The 16641-nt window shown below is 64.8% G+C and carries 14 protein-coding genes; 3 read left to right on the forward strand and 11 right to left on the reverse strand.

The features are described 5' to 3' along the window. Positions 1-64: 64 nt before the first annotated feature. The 4 genes from gsiB to ACCD03_RS09370 form a co-directional block, all read right to left on the reverse strand. Positions 65-1630 carry a glutathione ABC transporter substrate-binding protein GsiB gene (gene gsiB, locus ACCD03_RS09355; RefSeq protein ID WP_413411391.1) on the reverse strand — a complete coding sequence of 522 codons (1566 nt, stop codon included), beginning with the start codon at positions 1628-1630 and terminating at the stop codon, positions 65-67. 50 nt (positions 1631-1680) lie between these two features. Further along, the gene (locus ACCD03_RS09360; RefSeq protein WP_413411416.1) at positions 1681-3528 is read right to left on the reverse strand and encodes a dipeptide ABC transporter ATP-binding protein; all 1848 of its coding nucleotides are present in this window, start codon (positions 3526-3528) and stop codon (positions 1681-1683) included. An 81-nt stretch (positions 3529-3609) separates the two neighbouring features. Further along, a complete protein-coding gene (locus tag ACCD03_RS09365) occupies positions 3610-4572 on the reverse strand; it encodes an isoaspartyl peptidase/L-asparaginase family protein (RefSeq protein WP_045204133.1) in 963 nt (320 codons plus the stop codon). Between the two features lie 17 nt (positions 4573-4589). Then, positions 4590-5579 carry a MurR/RpiR family transcriptional regulator gene (locus tag ACCD03_RS09370; RefSeq protein ID WP_045204134.1) on the reverse strand — a complete coding sequence of 330 codons (990 nt, stop codon included), beginning with the start codon at positions 5577-5579 and terminating at the stop codon, positions 4590-4592. Positions 5580-5819: 240 nt separating this feature from the next. Between ACCD03_RS09370 and ACCD03_RS09375 the strand changes: the two genes are divergently transcribed. Then, a complete protein-coding gene (locus ACCD03_RS09375) occupies positions 5820-7757 on the forward strand; it encodes an ATP-binding cassette domain-containing protein (RefSeq protein ID WP_045204135.1) in 1938 nt (645 codons plus the stop codon). Between the two features lie 31 nt (positions 7758-7788). Next, positions 7789-8895, forward strand: a complete 1107-nt coding sequence (locus ACCD03_RS09380; RefSeq protein WP_045204136.1) for a CaiB/BaiF CoA transferase family protein — start codon at positions 7789-7791, stop codon at positions 8893-8895. On the opposite strand, the gene ACCD03_RS09385 is transcribed toward ACCD03_RS09380, so the two are convergent. From ACCD03_RS09385 to alr, 4 genes are all read right to left on the reverse strand, one after another. Then, positions 8878-9396 carry a DUF523 domain-containing protein gene (locus ACCD03_RS09385; protein WP_045204137.1) on the reverse strand — a complete coding sequence of 173 codons (519 nt, stop codon included), beginning with the start codon at positions 9394-9396 and terminating at the stop codon, positions 8878-8880. The genes ACCD03_RS09380 and ACCD03_RS09385 overlap by 18 nt on opposite strands. Before the next feature lie 16 nt (positions 9397-9412). Further along, positions 9413-9892 (reverse strand): disulfide bond formation protein B, encoded by a 480-nt coding sequence (locus ACCD03_RS09390; RefSeq protein ID WP_045204138.1) that lies wholly within the window; start codon positions 9890-9892, stop codon positions 9413-9415. A 110-nt stretch (positions 9893-10002) separates the two neighbouring features. After that, on the reverse strand, positions 10003-11373 hold the full coding sequence (radA, locus tag ACCD03_RS09395; protein WP_024975828.1) for a DNA repair protein RadA: 1371 nt from the start codon (positions 11371-11373) through the stop codon (positions 10003-10005). A gap of 68 nt (positions 11374-11441) precedes the next feature. Then, a complete protein-coding gene (gene alr, locus ACCD03_RS09400; protein ID WP_413411392.1) occupies positions 11442-12566 on the reverse strand; it encodes an alanine racemase in 1125 nt (374 codons plus the stop codon). A 646-nt stretch (positions 12567-13212) separates the two neighbouring features. Here alr and lplT point away from each other — a divergent pair. Then, positions 13213-14529: a lysophospholipid transporter LplT gene (lplT, locus tag ACCD03_RS09405; protein WP_045204140.1), complete on the forward strand. Its 1317-nt coding sequence runs from the start codon at positions 13213-13215 to the stop codon at positions 14527-14529. A gap of 27 nt (positions 14530-14556) precedes the next feature. Here lplT and ACCD03_RS09410 read toward each other — a convergent pair whose 3' ends face one another. Genes ACCD03_RS09410 through tsaB form a run of 3 tightly spaced genes read right to left on the reverse strand, consistent with a single transcriptional unit; the run spans position 14557 to position 16621 of the window. Then, positions 14557-15360 carry a uracil-DNA glycosylase gene (locus ACCD03_RS09410; RefSeq protein ID WP_413411393.1) on the reverse strand — a complete coding sequence of 268 codons (804 nt, stop codon included), beginning with the start codon at positions 15358-15360 and terminating at the stop codon, positions 14557-14559. Beyond that, complete coding sequence (rimI, locus tag ACCD03_RS09415) at positions 15357-15884, reverse strand: ribosomal protein S18-alanine N-acetyltransferase (RefSeq protein WP_045204142.1); 528 nt, start codon at positions 15882-15884, stop codon at positions 15357-15359. Before rimI ends, ACCD03_RS09410 begins: the two co-directional genes overlap by 4 nt. Then, positions 15881-16621 carry a tRNA (adenosine(37)-N6)-threonylcarbamoyltransferase complex dimerization subunit type 1 TsaB gene (tsaB, locus tag ACCD03_RS09420; RefSeq protein WP_045204143.1) on the reverse strand — a complete coding sequence of 247 codons (741 nt, stop codon included), beginning with the start codon at positions 16619-16621 and terminating at the stop codon, positions 15881-15883. Before tsaB ends, rimI begins: the two co-directional genes overlap by 4 nt. Between the last annotated feature and the right edge of the window lie 20 nt (positions 16622-16641).

Consider the following 16641-nt stretch of genomic DNA (forward strand, 5'->3'; position numbering starts at 1 on the left):
TCCACCGCAGGCGGCAATTCAATGGCCCGCGCAACGGGTGCGCGGGCCGGTACGGCAATGAGACTTATTGCTTGATGTCGATGTCGTCGAAGCTGAACGAACCGTCCGGCGCCACGTAGGCACCCGACAGACGCTTCGAGCGCGCGTAGACGATCTTTTCCGTCACCAGGAAGGCCCACGGTGCGTCTTCCCAGATGCGCTTCTGTGCATCGGTGTAGAACTTCGACTTCTCAGCGCGATCGGTCGTGCGCAGTGCGCCAGCGATGTCGGCATCCACCTGCTCGTTCTTGTAGTACGCGGTGTTGAACGACTTGGGCGGCATGGCTTCCGATGCCAGCAGCGGACGCAGCGCCCAATCCGACTCACCCGTCGACGACGACCAGCCTGCGTAGTACATGCGCACGCCGGCGTCTTCCGGCTTGGGCACGCTTTCCACACGCTCGACACGCTGGCCGGCTTCCAGCGCCAGCACCGACGTCTTGATGCCAACCTGGGCCAGTTGCTGCTGCACGAACTGGATGATCTTCTGCGCCGTCGTGTGGTTATAGGCCGACCACAGTTGCGTCTCGAAGCCGTTCGGGTAGCCGGCTTCCTTCAGCAACTCTTTCGCCTTGGCCGGGTTGTACGGCCACGGGCCCAGCTTGACGGAGTAATCCACGCCCGGCGGCACCACACCTTCGGCCGGCACGGCGTAACCGGCAAACGCCACCTTGGTCAACGCATCCTTGTTGATGGCGTAGTTGATGGCCTGACGCACCTTGGGATTGTCGAACGGCTTCACCTTGGTGTTGAAGCTGACATAGCGCTGGATGATCGACGGCGCGGCAATCAGATCAACCTTCGGGCTGCTCTTGAGCACCGCAGCCTGCTCGAACGGAATCGTGAACGCGAAGTCGGCCTCGCCCGTCTGCATGATGGTGGCGCGCGTGTTGTTGTCGACCACCGGCTTCCAGGTAATGGTGTCGATCTTCGGCAGGCCGTGCTTCCAGTAGCCGTCGAACTTCTTGCCCTTCAGGTAATCGGTCTGCTTCCACTCGACAAACTCGAACGGGCCCGTGCCGACCGGGTGGAAGGCGATGTCCTTGCCGTATTTCTTGAGCGCCGTTGGCGAGATCATGGCCGCTGACGGGTGGGCCAGCACGTTGATGAACGGCGAGAACGGCTCCTTGAGCGTCACGCGTGCGGTGTACGGATCAACGACTTCGGTTTTGGCCACGCGGTTGAACAGCACGAAACGCTTGAGCTTGTTGGCCGGGTCCGTCACGCGGTCCAGGTTGGCCTTGACGGCGTTGGCATCAAACGTGGTGCCGTCGTGGAACTTCACACCCTTGTGCAGCTTGAACGTATAGACCAGGCCATCCTTGCTGACTTCGTAGCTGTCGCACAGCACGTTGACCAGCTTCATGTCCTTGTCGAAGCCGAACAGCCCTTGATAGAACGACTTGGCGGCGCTGAACGACAGCGTGTCGTTGGCGTCGTACGGGTCCATCGTGGTGAAGGTCGAGTAGACCGCCATCACGGCGTCCTTGGCGGCAAAGGCCGGCACGGTGAATGCCGCCAGCGCCAGGCCGCTGGCAACCATAGCTGCACGCGGGGCCGAAGTAAGCCGATGCGAGAATCGATTGAACATGTCCTTCCTCCTCAAAGAAGTTTTTGACTTCACTGCGTTCTTCATTGCTTTCAATACGCGCCGCCAATCGAATGGCGGGCAACAAAGTGGTCTGGCGCCACTTGCACCAACGGCTGCACCACCGGCATGTCGCCAATGGCACGGATCGGGCTGGGAATTTCGTGCGTGGAGAGTTCTCGCTTCAGATGGCGGCGTGCCGGGTCCGCAATCGGCACCGCCGACATCAGCTTCTTCGTGTAGGGATGCTGCGGGTTTTCGAAGATGGCGCGGCGCGGGCCGATCTCGACGATCTGGCCGAGGTACATCACCGCCACGCGATGGCTGATGCGTTCCACCACCGCCATGTCGTGCGAGATGAACAGGAACGCGACGCCAAACTCCTTCTGCAGGTCGAGCATCAGGTTGACGATCTGCGCCTGGATCGACACATCGAGCGCGGACACCGACTCATCGGCAATCACCACCTTCGGATTCAACGCCAGCGCGCGCGCAATGCAGATGCGCTGGCGCTGGCCGCCCGAGAACTCGTGCGGATAGCGCGACGCGTGCGCGGCCTGCAGGCCCACCTTGTCGAGCAGCCACTCCACGCGTTGCTGCGCCTCTTTGCCGGAGGCCACCTTGTGCACCAGCAGCGGCTCCATGATCGAGTAGCCGACCGGCACGCGCGGGTCCAGCGAGGCGAATGGGTCCTGGAAGATGAACTGGATGTTTCGGCGCAGCGTCTGGAGCGCAGGCCCCTTCAACTCGCCGATGTTCTGGCCGGCAAATTCGATGCTGCCGCTCTGGCACTCCACCAGACGCAAGAGCGACCGTCCCGTCGTCGACTTGCCGCAGCCCGATTCGCCGACCAGCGCCAGCGTCTCACCAGGGTAGAGATCAAAGCTGACCTGCTCCACCGCATGCACCCGGCGCGTGACGCGGCCGAAGATGCCCGTGGGCACATCAAAGCGCGTGACGAGATCCCGCACACGCAAAATGGGTTGCACTTCGTGCGACGCAGCCGGTTGCGGTGTCGTATCCACCGCAGCGGACGTGCCGTCCACGCGCAACAGCGGAAAACGCGCCGGGCCATCGGTGCCTTGCATCGAGCCCAGGCGCGGCACAGCTGACAGCAGCGCACGCGTATACGGATGCGCCGGTTGTGCGAACACGGTGGCCGACGGGCCCTCTTCCACGCGGTCACCCTTGTACATGACAAGCACGCGGTCGGCCACTTCCGCCACCACACCCATGTCATGCGTGATGAACACCACGGCCATCTGCAGCTCCTGCTGCAGCGCGCGGATCAGTTGCAGGATTTCCGCCTGGATGGTCACGTCCAGCGCGGTGGTCGGCTCGTCGGCAATCAGCAGTGACGGCTTGCATGACAGCGCCATCGCAATCATCACGCGCTGGCGCATGCCGCCCGACAGCTGATGCGGATAGCGCCCCAGCACATTGCGCGCTTCGGGAATGCGCACCAGTTCCAGCATGCGCAGCGCTTCGGCCTTGGCCTGGCTATGCGTCTTGCCCTGGTGCAGACGAATCGATTCGGCAATCTGCTCGCCCACGGTGAACACCGGGTTGAGCGAGGTCATCGGCTCCTGGAAGATCATCGCGATATCGGCGCCGCGCACACCGCGCATGGCGGCTGGGCTGGCGTTGGCCAAGTCCAGCACTTCGCCGTTGCGGCGGCGCAAGTGCATCTGCCCGCCGACGATCTTGCCGCCCCCGTGCTCCACCAGCCGCATCAGCGCCAGCGACGTCACCGACTTGCCCGAGCCCGATTCGCCCACCACGGCCAGCGTCTCGCCCCGATCGACGTGGAACGACAGGTTGCGCACCGCGTCGACCACGCGCTCGGACGTGGCAAAGCGCACGCTCAGGTCTTGCACCTGCACGATGCGCTGATCGGGCATCGCAATGACGCTGTTGGCACGCGGCTGTTTGGTTGCTGTCACGAAAAATCTCCTGCTGTCCTGCTTGGCGGCTTCAGCCTCTTACCGATAGATCGACACAACGGGCGCTTGCGCGCCGCGTGCGAACCCGCGGTACATCCCTTCTGTGTTGAACGGCAACGCGACGTTGCCTTGCGCGTCCACGGCAATCAGGCCGCCGCGGCCGTTGATGGCCATCAGCTTGCGCATGACCACGTCGTCGCTCGCGTCAGCCAGCGACTTGCCGGCGTATTCCATCTGCGCGGCAACGTCGTAGGCAGCCACGGCGCGGATGAACATCTCGCCCGTGCCGGTACACGACACCGCCGCAACGTTGTTCGCAAAGCAACCCGCGCCGACGATGGGCGTGTCGCCCACGCGGCCGACCTTCTTGTTGGTAACGCCGCCCGTGGAGGTGGCGGCAGCCAAGCGCCCTTGCGCGTCGCATGCCACGGCACCCACGGTGCCGAACTTGCTGTCCGGGTCGATGGGAGCGGCTTCCTTGGCCACGAGCGACGCGGCATCGTGATCGAGCAGCGCCATGCCATCTTGCTGGCGGGCGCGCTGCCATTGGGCGTAGCGCGCTTCGGTGTAGTAGTAGTCGGGCTCGACAAACTCCAGGCCCTGCGCTCGCGCGAAAGCCTCGGCGCCCTCGGAGGTGAACAGCACGTGCTCGCTGCGCTCCATCACGGCGCGGGCCGCGAGAATCGGGTTGCGCAAGCGCTTGACGCAAGTGACTGCGCCGGCGGCCAGCGTGGCGCCATCCATGATCGACGCATCAAGTTCGTACGTGCCGGCGCTGGTCAGCACCGCGCCCTTGCCGGCGTTGAACAGCGGGCACTCTTCGAGCAGGCGCACGGCTTCGGTCACGGCATCCAGAGCGCTGCCGCCATCCACGAGGATGCGTTGCCCTGCGGCCAGGATGTCGTTAAGCGCCTGCTGGTAAGCGGCTTCCTTGTCGGCACTCATGGCCGTGCGGGTGATGGTGCCGGCGCCGCCGTGAATGGCGAGGATGGGCGTAGTCATGCGTGGCTCGATGTAAATCAGTTTTCAGCGGTGCGTTTGCGGCCGCGTGGGGTCTTCGTGGGGGCGTCGGCAGTGTTCGTCGCGTCGTTGGCGCGCGGCGCCTGCCCGGTATGCAGCCACGGCAATACGAATTCAGTCAGGCGTTCGGCCGATTCCAGCGAATGCGCCGAGCGATGCGCCACTGCGCCGCACAGCGCTTCGAAAAGCGCCACGGCAGCGGTGTCAGACGTGGCCGAGAACTGCCGCTCTGGCCGCGCATACAACGCAATGTCGGCCAGCGGCGCGAGCGGCGATGTGGGGCTGTCTGTCAGAGCCAGCAGTTGGCAGCCTTGCTTGCCCGCCTGCTTGGCCAGCGTGATGGTGTCTGCCGCATAGCGCGGGAATGCGATGGCGATCAGCAGATCCTTCGGCCCGATCTTGCGCAGTTGGCGCGCCGCATCCGAAGCGCCGCCCGGCTGCGAAACGGAGATCACCGTGTCGCAGTACAGGTCGAGCCCATGGCGCAGCAGGCCCGCCAGGTAACCGCTGGCGCCAAAGCCCATCACGTAGATGCGCTGTGCGCCCAGGATGGCGTCGACCGCGCGCTCACACGCTGCGGGGTCGAGCATGCGGCGCGTGGCGTCAAGGTTGGCGATGTCTTCGTTGAGCGAGGCGGCAAAGATCTCGGCACTGGTGGCGGGGCGTGCCAGCTCGTGGCGCAGCTTTTCCACCGGTGCGAGCGTCGCTTCAAAGCCCCGCAACAGCCCGGCACGGAACTGCGGATAGCCGTCAAAGCCCAGCGCCAGCGCAAAGCGGTTGGCCGTGGCAATCGACATGTCCACCGCGGCAGCAAACTCGTCGATGCGCATGGTGGCCGCGCGGAACGGATTCGCCAGCACGTATTCCGCCATGCGCTGGTGCGCGGGCGTGAGCGTGGCAAGGGCCGCTCCGATGCGCTCGGAGACCGTCGCATCGGCGGCAAATGCGCCTTTCGACACATCCGTACGCTTGCTGGTGGATTTCGCCATGTTCCTGGGTCGTGAAAATTTTGTGTAAATGTATTTTCACGAATCGGCCATGTAAAGAAAAAAACTTTCACAGGGGCATATGGTTTTCCCTAGGTCGAAGGCCCACGCACGAATCGGGGGCGAGCGCGGCCTCGCCACGGTGCAATGCACCAGTCCAAACGCCGGCGTTGCGCCAGGATCGTGCGACGCAGCACGCTACAATCGCACCCTTCTCCGATTTGCCTTCAAGCGCAGTTTTTCGTGATCCGATTCGACGACCTCGTCCTCCAGCGTGGCACCAAGGTGCTGTTCGACCACGCCACCGCCACACTCAACCCCGGTGAACGGGTCGGCCTTGTCGGCGTGAATGGCAGCGGCAAATCCACGCTGTTTTCCATGCTGCGCGGCGAGCTGCACGCCGACGGCGGCGAAGTCGCCATCCCGCCTACCTGGCAGGTCGCCCACGTGGCGCAGGAAACGCCGGCAGTCGACCGCAGCGCGCTCGACTACACGCTCGACGGCGACACCCGCCTGCGCGACATCGAACGCCGCCTCGCTGCGGCCGAAGCCGCGCACGACGGCCACGCGCAAGCTGAAGCCCACACCGCCTTCGCCGATGCCGACGGCTACACCGCTCCGGCACGCGCGCAGGCGCTGCTGCTCGGCCTCGGTTTCACGATGGCGCAGACCACGCAACCCGTGGCGAGCTTCTCGGGCGGCTGGCGCATGCGCCTGAATCTGGCCCAGGCGCTGATGTGTCCGTCCGACCTGCTGCTGCTCGATGAGCCGACCAACCACCTGGATCTGGATGCCGTGGTCTGGCTGGAAGACTGGCTGTCGCGCTACGCCGGCACGCTGGTGATGATTTCGCACGACCGCGAATTCCTCGACGGCGTGTGCAACGTCACACTGCATATCGAGAACCAGAAACTCAAACGCTACGGCGGCAACTACACGCAGTTCGAGACGCAACGCCTGCAGCAGATGGCGCTGCAAGAAGCGTCGTACGCGCGGCAGCAGAAGCAGATCGCGCATCTCGAATCGTTCATCACGCGCTTCAAGGCCAAGGCCAGCAAGGCCAAGCAGGCGCAGAGCCGCGTCAAGGCGCTGGAGCGCATGGAGCGTCTCGCGCCCGTGCACGCGGCGGCGGGCTTCTCGTTTGAATTCCGCGAGCCCGATGCGGCGCCCAATCCGATGCTCACGTTTGAAGGCGTCGATTGCGGCTATCCCGGCCCAAGCGTCGACGAGCCCATCACCATCCTCAAACACCTGACGTTTTCGATCCAGACCGGCCAGCGCATCGGCCTGCTGGGTGCCAACGGCCAGGGCAAGTCGACGCTGGTGAAAACGCTGGCAGAAACACTGGCACCGCTGTCCGGCACGATCCGACGCGGCAAGGGCCTGCAGATCGGCTACTTCGCTCAGCACCAGTTGGAAACGCTGGACGACCACGCCTCGCCGCTGCTGCACTTGGCGCGTCTGGCGCCGGACGTTCGTGAGCAGGAGCTGCGCGACTTTCTCGGCAGCTTCAACTTCCGCGGCGACATGGCGACCTCGCCCATCGAGCCGTTCTCGGGCGGCGAGAAGGCGCGCCTGGCGCTCGCCCTGATCGTCTGGCAGCGCCCCAACCTGCTGCTGCTTGACGAGCCGACCAACCACCTGGATCTCGACACGCGCGAAGCGCTGACGATGGCGCTGGCCCAGTTCGACGGCACGCTGATCCTCGTCTCGCACGACCGGCATCTGCTGCGTGCCACGACCGACCAGTTTTTGCTCGTCGGCCAGGGCACCGTCGCCCCGTTCGACGGCGATCTGGACGACTACCGCGATTGGCTGCTCAAGCAAGCCGCCGCCAAGCGTGCTGCTGCCAGCGCACAGGCTGCTCCGGCCGATGCGGATGGCGCACCGACCACCAACCGCCGCGACCAGAAGCGCGAAGAGGCCGCCGAACGTCAACGCTTGAATGCGCTACGCAAGCCGCTGCAAAAGAACGTCGACGCGATCGAAAAACGCATGGCGCCGCTGCAAAAGGAAAAGGCCGACATCGAAGCCTTCCTCGCCGACGGCGCCGCGTATGAAGAGGCCAACAAGACACGCATGATGGAAAGCCTGCGCCGCCAGGCTGAACTGAACGCTGAACTCGACGAGCTGGAAGAGCGCTGGCTCGAGCTGCACGACCAACTCGAACAAATCAATTGAGGCTGGCGTGCCCGGCCAAGGAGACCTGTTGATGACATCGCCCTCGCCGGACACCGCCACGCACCAGCCTCTGGCCGGCGTGCGCGTGCTCGACCTCACGCGCCTGCTGCCCGGCCCGGCCGCCACGCGCCACCTGGCTGACCTCGGTGCAGAAGTCATCAAGATCGAAGACCCCGGCCCCGGCGACTACGCCCGCGACATGATGCGCTCCTCCGCTGATCGCGCGGCCGAGCGTCCGAGCCTGTTCTTCCGCTCACTCAATCGCGGCAAGACCGAAATGCGGCTCGACCTCAAGCGCGCCGAAGACCGCGAAGCCCTGATCGAACTCGTGCGCCACGCCGATGTGCTGATCGAAAGCTTCCGCCCTGGCGTCATGGCGCGTCTCGGCGTTGGCTGGGACACGCTGCGCGCGGCCAACCCCGCGCTCGTCATGTGTTCCATCAGCGGCTACGGCCAGGACGGACCGCTCGCACAAGCCGCAGGGCACGACATCAACTACGTCGGCTACGCGGGCATGCTCGATCAGCTCGCCGGCGCAGACGGCACGCCCATCGTCCCGAACGTGCAGATCGGCGACCTGCTGGGCGGGGCGCTCACGGCGGTGGTCGGCATCCTTGCCGCGCTGGTCGATGCGCGCGCCACGGGCCACGGCCGCTATGTCGACGTTTCAATGACGGACTCGGTGTTCGCACACAACCTGATGGCGTTCTTTGCCGTCGGCACGCGCGGCAAGGCGAGCCCCGCAGGCACCGATCTGCTCAACGGCGGCGTGCCATGCTACGGCGTGTATCGCACCGCAGACGACCGTTTCATGGCCGTCGGCGCACTCGAATTGAAGTTCTGGCAGGTGATGTGCGAAGTCATCGGCAAGCCTGCATGGAAAGACAAGCACTGGGCGCTCGGCCAGCGCGTTGGCGGCGATGAGGCACGGGCCATTCGCGATGAACTTGCTGCGCTGTTCCTGACCGCCACGCAAGCCGAATGGACCGAACGTTTTGCCGATGCCGATTGCTGTGTCACGCCCGTGCTGCGCATGGAAGAAGCGCTGCAACATCCGCTCTTTGCTGAGCGCAACAGCGTGGTGAAGGAGAACGGCGAGCCCGTGCAGCTCGCCCTGCCACTAAGGTTTGCCGACTGACGAGTCGGCACGATCCAGCGCATCGAGCAGGCGCGCGGCTTCTTCCAGTTGATGCTGGCTGAACACGCGGATGCCGTGCTGGCGCAGCAGCGCCGCGGTGACGCCCTCGCCGGGTTGCAGTTGGCTGGAAAACGTTCCGTCGTAGAGAAATGCAGAACCGCAGGACGGGCTGCGCTCGGTAAGCACGGCGACTTGCGCGCCGGCCGCCTGCGCCGCCTCCAGGGCGCGTTGCGCGCCCCGCACAAAGGCCTCGGTGACATCGTGGCCGTGGTGCTCGACGACACGGGCCACGCCGCGCAGCACCGCCGCACCACCGCCTTCGCCGTGAATTTCTGCGGGCAGTCGCGGCACCGGCAAACCGCCGGCCATCTCGGGGCACATCGGCACGATGCGCCCTTCCATCTGCCAGCGCGCCAGGATACCGCCTTCAGTGACGACCGTGCCGCCGTCATAGCGCACCGGCTGGCCTAGCAGGCAGGCACTCACCAGCACGCGTTGCATGATCTGCGGCTCCGGCTTAGCGGCGCTCGCGGCGGATCATCCCCACCACCAGCGTCAGCGACAGAATCACCAGCCAGATCAGCGACCACACCGGCACCGACAGGCCCATCACCGGCGGCATCGGCCCGACGCACAGGCCATCGGCTTCGAACACCTGCGGCAACCATTTGGCAGTGGGCAGCGCGTTGACCCAGTTCTCGATCGGGTCGATACCGCACGTTGCCTTCGGGTTCAGCAGCAGCGATACGTGATACCCCGCCACGCACAGGCCTGCCAGGCCCGACAGCATCCCCAGGCCATGCCACAGCAGCCGCGTGGCCGATGACAGCGCCGCCAGCAGCGAGAACACGCCAATGCCGAGGAAAGCGAACCGCTGCAAGATGCACAGCGGGCACGGCTGGAGCCCTTCGACGTGCTGCAGGTACAGCGCATAGCCGACCACCCCGAAGGAGATCACGGCAATCAGCAGGAAAAAGGCGCGCGAGTTGGCTTGCATGGCGGCGTCAGTTCAGAGGAGTCGTAGAGAAAAGTTGGCGGATTATCGCACCGCAACGGCACACGCATTTTCAAATGGCATCAGCGATACCGTTGCGAAATTTTGAACGATCAAGCCTCCAGCGCCCGCACGCGGTCGATGGCCTGCTCGATACGTTCAACGGCAATGACCTCCAGCCCGTCGATCGCCTGCTTCGGGGCGTTGGATTTCGGGATCACGGCAATCGAGAAGCCCAGCTTGGCGGCTTCCTTCAAGCGCTCCTGGCCGCGCGGCGTCGGGCGGATTTCTCCGGCAAGGCCGATCTCGCCAAACACCACCAGCCCACGCGGCAGCGCCTTGTTGCGCATCGACGAATGGATCGCCAGCAGCACCGCCAAGTCCGCCGCCGGCTCGGTAATCTTCACGCCGCCCACCGCGTTCAAAAACACGTCCTGGTCAAAGCACGCAATGCCGGCATGACGGTGCAGTACCGCCAGCAACATCGCCAGGCGGTTCTGCTCCAGGCCCACCGCAAGGCGGCGCGGATTCGGCACATTGGCGGTATCCACCAGCGCCTGGATTTCCACCAGCAACGGCCGCGTGCCCTCCTGCGTGACCAGCACGCACGAACCCGGCACCACCTGCTCGTGCTGAGAGAGAAACAGCGCCGACGGATTGGCCACGCCACGCAGGCCACGCTCCGTCATCGCAAACACGCCCAGCTCGTTAACGGCGCCAAAGCGGTTCTTGAACGCGCGCACCAGGCGGTAGGCGGAATGCGTATCGCCCTCGAAATACAGCACCGTATCGACGATGTGTTCGAGCACACGCGGGCCCGCCAGCGCGCCTTCCTTGGTCACATGGCCGACAAGAATGGTGGTCACATCCAGTCGCTTGGCAATGCGCGTCAGTTGCGCCGCGCATTCGCGCACCTGGGCCACCGAGCCGGGCGCCGAGGTCAGCGCCTCGGAATACAACGTCTGAATCGAATCGATGACGACCACCTCGGGCTTTTCCACCTCGATGGTCGCCTGGATGCGCTCAAGCTGGATCTCAGCCAGCAACGCCAGGTTCGGGCTCTCGATGCCCAGGCGGCGCGCACGCAGCGCGATTTGCGAGCCGGATTCTTCGCCGCTCACATACAGCACGCGCCGATCGGCCGACAGGTTGGACAGCGCTTGCAGCAACAGCGTCGATTTGCCGATGCCCGGATCGCCGCCGATCAGCACCACTCCGCCGCTGACCAGGCCACCGCCCAATACGCGGTCAAATTCGTCGATACCGCTGGAGAAGCGCGGCACATCCACCGCGTCGATGTCCGACAGCTTGCGCACCGTCGCGCTCGATGCCAGCGACTGGAAACGCGCGCCGGCGCCGGACGTCGGCTGCGCAACAGTTTCCACCAGCGTGTTCCACTGCTGGCAATTCGGGCACTGCCCCGCCCATTTCGGCGCCGTGCCCCCGCATTCGGTGCACGTATAGACCGTCTTGCTCTTGGCCAAACAACCCCCTGCTTACGGCGCCGCGCATGGGCGGCGGCCGCTTGATCTTTGTATTGACGGTGCCGCGCTCAAGCGGCCTTGCCCAGGTCGCTGGCGTCTGCTGTGCTGACCGGTTCGACCGATACCGGCACGCGCGGCGCCAGTGCGCACATCAGCTCATAACCGACCGTGCCGGAGGCCTGCGCAACATCGTCGATCGGCAAGCCTTCGCCCCACAGCGTGACGGACGTGCCGACACGCGCCTCGGGCACGCCGGTCAGGTCAACGGTAATCATGTCCATCGACACGCGGCCCACGATGTGCGTGCGCGTGCCATTGACCAGCACCGGCGTATGGTTGCCGTCCCAGCCCGGCGCATGGCGCGGGTAGCCGTCGGCATAACCGCACGCGACGATGCCGATGCGCATCGGGTGCTCCACGGTAAAGCGCGAGCCGTAACCAATCGTCGCGCCCGGCTGCAGATCCTGAATGGCGATCAGCTCGCTCTTGAGCGACATGGCGGGCATCAGGCCCGTGCCGTCAATGTCCGCCGCCACGCCCGTCGGGGATGCGCCGTACATGATCACGCCCGGGCGCACCCAGTCGCGATGTGCCTTCGGATGCCAAAGCGTGGCCGCGGAGTTGGAAAGCGACGCCTCGCCCGGCAAACCTTGCGTGGCGTGTTCAAACGCGGTGAGCTGATGCTCAATGCCGCGCGGGCCATCGGCATCGGAAAAATGCGTCATGTGGACAATCGTGCCGACGCCCGAAATGGCTCGGGCGCGTTCCCATGCGGCGCGGTAGGCGGCGGGCGCGAAGCCCAGGCGGCTCATGCCCGTATTGATCTTGAGCTGCACGCTGATGGGGCCTTTCAGGCGCGCCAGTTCCAGCATGCGCAGTTGCTCTTCGCAGTGAACGGTGGTGGTCAGGCGGTACTGCTCGACGATGGCCAGATCTTCCGGCTTGAAGAAACCTTCGAGCAGGAGAACCGGCCCCTGCCACCCGAGTTGGCGCAGGCGGACGGCTTCGTCCAGGTCGAGCAGACCGAAACCATCGGTCTGGCGCAGACCTTCATACGCGCGTTCGATGCCGTGGCCGTAGGCGTTGGCTTTGACGACAGCCCACACGCGCGAATTTGGCGCATGGCGGCGGGCAACCTGGAGATTATTGGCAAGTGCTGGGCCGTGGATGACGGCCTGGATGGGTCTTGGCATGACGGCAAACCTGCAAAAACGTGAATGCGATGGCGCGCTCGTGGCGCGGCGTCGGTGCTGCAATGCAACATGCAAATAGGCTGTGAGCGGGCCGTGCGCCCGGCCTCACGCAGTGAGCGTTCTATTTGACCACAGGACGCCAACTGGTTCGCGCCTGTCATGAGCCTGCCAAAAAAGAAAGTGCGCCGCCGTCACCGGAAGCGCACAAGTTTCGTGATATAAAGCCGTTCAATTTAGGCATGGGAAAACCGTCGTGATGCGCTGCCAGCATGGAGAAAGTTGGGCACCGGCCACTTCTTTTTTCGCGATGGCGTCACATCCGGTTTGACTATGCAAACAGGCGAGACCAAAACAAGCTGCGGGCGGAACGCATGGCCCCAACGCCTGTCAGTGAAGATTCCCGCGGTTGCCCGGCGATGCATCTCTTGCAGCACCGGACGGGCCCCGTCCAAGGGAACCACAATCCGGGGAGCCCGCGCGGGCGCTGGCATCAAGGCCGCCACCGCGCACCTGTGCGCTGCGCGGCCAGTCAGCCGACGCATCGCCTGGCCGGCACCTCCGGAAGGCGCTTCCGAGTGCCGGCACGCTGCCGGCAAGACGTGAAGACGAACATGGCACCGCGGTCTACGGGGACGAATTCGAAGGTATGAAGAAGGGCTTTTACATCATCATGGCGGCGCAGTTCTTTTCGTCGCTCGCCGACAATGCGCTGCTTATTGCCGCCATCGCCCTTCTGACAGAGATGCATGCGCCGCAGTGGATGACCCCGCTGCTCAAGTTGTTCTTCGTGCTCTCTTACGTTCTACTTGCCGCGTTCGTGGGCGCGTTCGCCGATTCCCGGCCCAAGGGCAAGGTGATGCTCATCACCAATGCCATCAAGCTGGTCGGTTGCGGCGTGATGCTTTCCGGCCTGCACCCGTTGCTCGCCTACGGTGTGGTCGGCTTCGGTGCGGCGGCGTATTCGCCGGCCAAGTACGGCATCCTCACCGAACTCCTTCCCCCTGAAAAGCTCGTCGCCGCCAATGGGTGGATCGAAGGCCTGACCGTCGGCTCGATCATCCTGGGCACCGTGCTGGGTGGGGCGTTGATCTCGAACCATGTCTCGGCGTGGCTGCTGTCGTTCGACATTCCTGGGCTGGAGCGCATCGACACCCCGGCCGAAGCGGCCATGCTGGTGATCATGGTGATCTACCTGATCGCGGCACTGTTCAACACGCGCATTCCCGATACCGGCGCGCGCTATCCACAGCAGGAAAAGAACCCGGTACGTCTCGTTTCAGAGTTTGCCGACTGCTTCAACGCCCTGTGGCACGACAAGCTAGGCCAGATATCCCTGGCCGTGACGACACTGTTCTGGGGTGCCGGCGCCACGCTGCAATTCATCGTGCTGAAGTGGGCTGAGCAATCACTGGAACTGAACCTCTCGCAGGGCGCCATTCTGCAGGCCGTTGTGGCCGTGGGGGTGGCTGCCGGCGCCATGGCTGCCGCCGTTAAAATCCCGCTGCGCCGCTCGCTCGATGTGCTGCCGGTGGGCGTGGCAATGGGCGCGGTGGTCATGCTGATGGCGTTCTACACCAAACACACGATCCCGGAAATCACGTTCCACATCGGCGGGATGAAGCTGCCGCTGTACATGATGATCGCCTACCTGTTCCTGATGCTCGTGGGCGCCATGTCGGGCTTTTTCGTGGTGCCGATGAACGCGCTGCTGCAGCACCGCGGGCATGTGTTGCTCTCTGCCGGGCACTCGATTGCGGTGCAGAACTTCAACGAGAATGTCTCGGTGCTGCTGATGCTGTGCCTGTACGCGCTGCTCATCAAGCTGAATGTGTCGGTGGGCGTGGTGATCGTGTCGTTTGGCATCTTCGTCTGCCTGACGATGGCGCTGGTGATGCGCCGGCATCGCGTCAACGAAAAGCTGTTCCACACCGCCGCGCTCATCGGCGAAGACAAGCACCACTGACGCAGTGCCCGCCCCGCCGGCCGGGGCTTACTGGCCGCCGCGCTCCGCGTAGATCTTGCGCGCCAGACACAGGTCTTCCCATGCACGCGCCTTGTCTGTCAGCGTACGCAGCAGGTAGGCCGGGTGATAAGTCACCACCACGGGCACGCCTTCCACTTCGTGCACCTTGCCGCGCAGTTTGCCAACCGGCGTCTGCGTCTGCAGCAGGTTTTGTGCGGCAATGCGACCCAGCACGACGATGATGCGCGGCTTGACCAGCGCAATCTGACGTTTGAGATACGGATCGCACATCGCTGCCTCGTCCGGCTCCGGATCGCGATTGCCGGGCGGGCGGCACTTGAGCACGTTGGCGATGAATACGCCCTTCTCGCGCGACAAGCCGATCGATCGCAGCATGCTGTCGAGCAGCTTGCCGGCCTGGCCGACGAACGGTTCGCCCTGCTTGTCTTCCTGCTCGCCCGGCGCCTCGCCGATCAGCATCCATTCGGCCTGACGGTCGCCAACGCCGAAAACGGTGTTCGTGCGGCGCTCGCACAGCTTGCACGACGTGCAGTTGGAAACAGCGGCTTCGAGCTGCGCCCAATCGAAGGCGGCAATGCGCAGGGCGCGCGGGGCGGCCGAATCCGATGGCGCCTCGATGACAGGCGGCTCGATTCGCGCAGCCGCAGGCTCCGCAGCCAAAAACGAAGCGGCCTCAACCTCCACGGCGACTGGCTCGACGACGGCAGCTTCGACGGCCTCGGCTGCCTCCAACGCAGCCGGCTCAGCCCCGCGCAATGTCCATTCGGTCGAAACGCCCAGCGCTTCCAGCATTCGGGATCGACGATTCATGCAGCCTCCACCCCGCTCGCTTCACACACCATGCGCATGACGAGCGCATCTTCGCGCGTGTTGTTTTCGGCCGGGTAATAGCGCTTGCGCCGGCCGATCTCGGAAAACCCGACACGGTGATACAGCGAAATCGCGCCGGTGTTGGAGGGGCGCACCTCCAGCAACAGGCTGCCGAATCCATGCACCAACGTCAGTGCCGTAGCCAGACGCAGCAGCCAACGGCCCAGCCCTTGCCGCTGCCACGCCGGTGCCACCGTCACATTGAGCAGGTGCATCTCATCGACCACCGGCATGAGGATCAGGTAGCCCGCGACCTCGTTGCCGCCGTCACGCAGAACAATGCCGATGTGGCCGGACTTGAGCGAATCCTCAAAGTTACCGCGGGACCAGGGAAACGTGAACGCCGCCTGCTCGATCGCCGCGACGCCCGCCAGATCGAGTGCGGTCATGCGCTCGGCGCGCCAGCCTGCAGGCAACGGCGCTTGCGCGATGACGCCGGCCAGCGCGTTCTCGATCAGGCTCATGGCTGTGCACCCGCGGCTGCAGCCTTGGCCTGCTGCACAGCCTGCCGCTCTTCAATGGTGAGCGCGACCTTGTCACGCACATAGAGCGGCGCCGCGTCTTCGGGGCGCACCGTATGGCCGGCAGCCAGGAGGCGCAGACCCACGGCGATGATCTCGCGAGCGTGCGGCGCGACTTCCGGCAACACGGCGGCGGCGCCTGCTGCAATGCTCAACTGATCGCCGAACACTGCTGCGGCGTTGCCCGCCAGCCAGTACGGCTGCGGCGGCGCGGCAACGCTCTGCGGCCCGCTCACCTGAATGGCGGAAAGCGCGTGCCAGCCGGAGGCATCCTGCGTCGCATCAACCGGCACGAAGCTGGCCCAGTAGCACTCGTCCATGCGCGCGTCGAGGGCGATGGTCACGGCTGTGCCGGCCGGCAACGTAGCGCGCGTCTGTTCCGCGCAGGCGACGAGGGAATTGACTAGCACGACGGGCAAGTCTGCACCAAACGCCAAACCCTGCGCCACGCCGCACGCTGTGCGCAGACCGGTGAACGAGCCAGGGCCGGCGCCAAAGGCAATCGCCGCGCAATCGGCCAGGGCGATACCCGCCTCGGCCAGCAATTCGGAAGCCGCCGGCAGCACGCGGCTACTGGAGCGCGGACCGGTATGTTCATGGCGGAACAGCGTGCGCGTGCCGTCACCAAGGGCGACGGAGCAGAACTCGGTGGAGGTGTCGAAAGCAAGAATCCAGGGCATGGCGGCATTGTACCGGCTGG

Origin of the sequence: Ralstonia sp. Ralssp135 (assembly GCF_047304345.1) — a bacterium.
Lineage (GTDB): Bacteria > Pseudomonadota > Gammaproteobacteria > Burkholderiales > Burkholderiaceae > Ralstonia > Ralstonia chuxiongensis.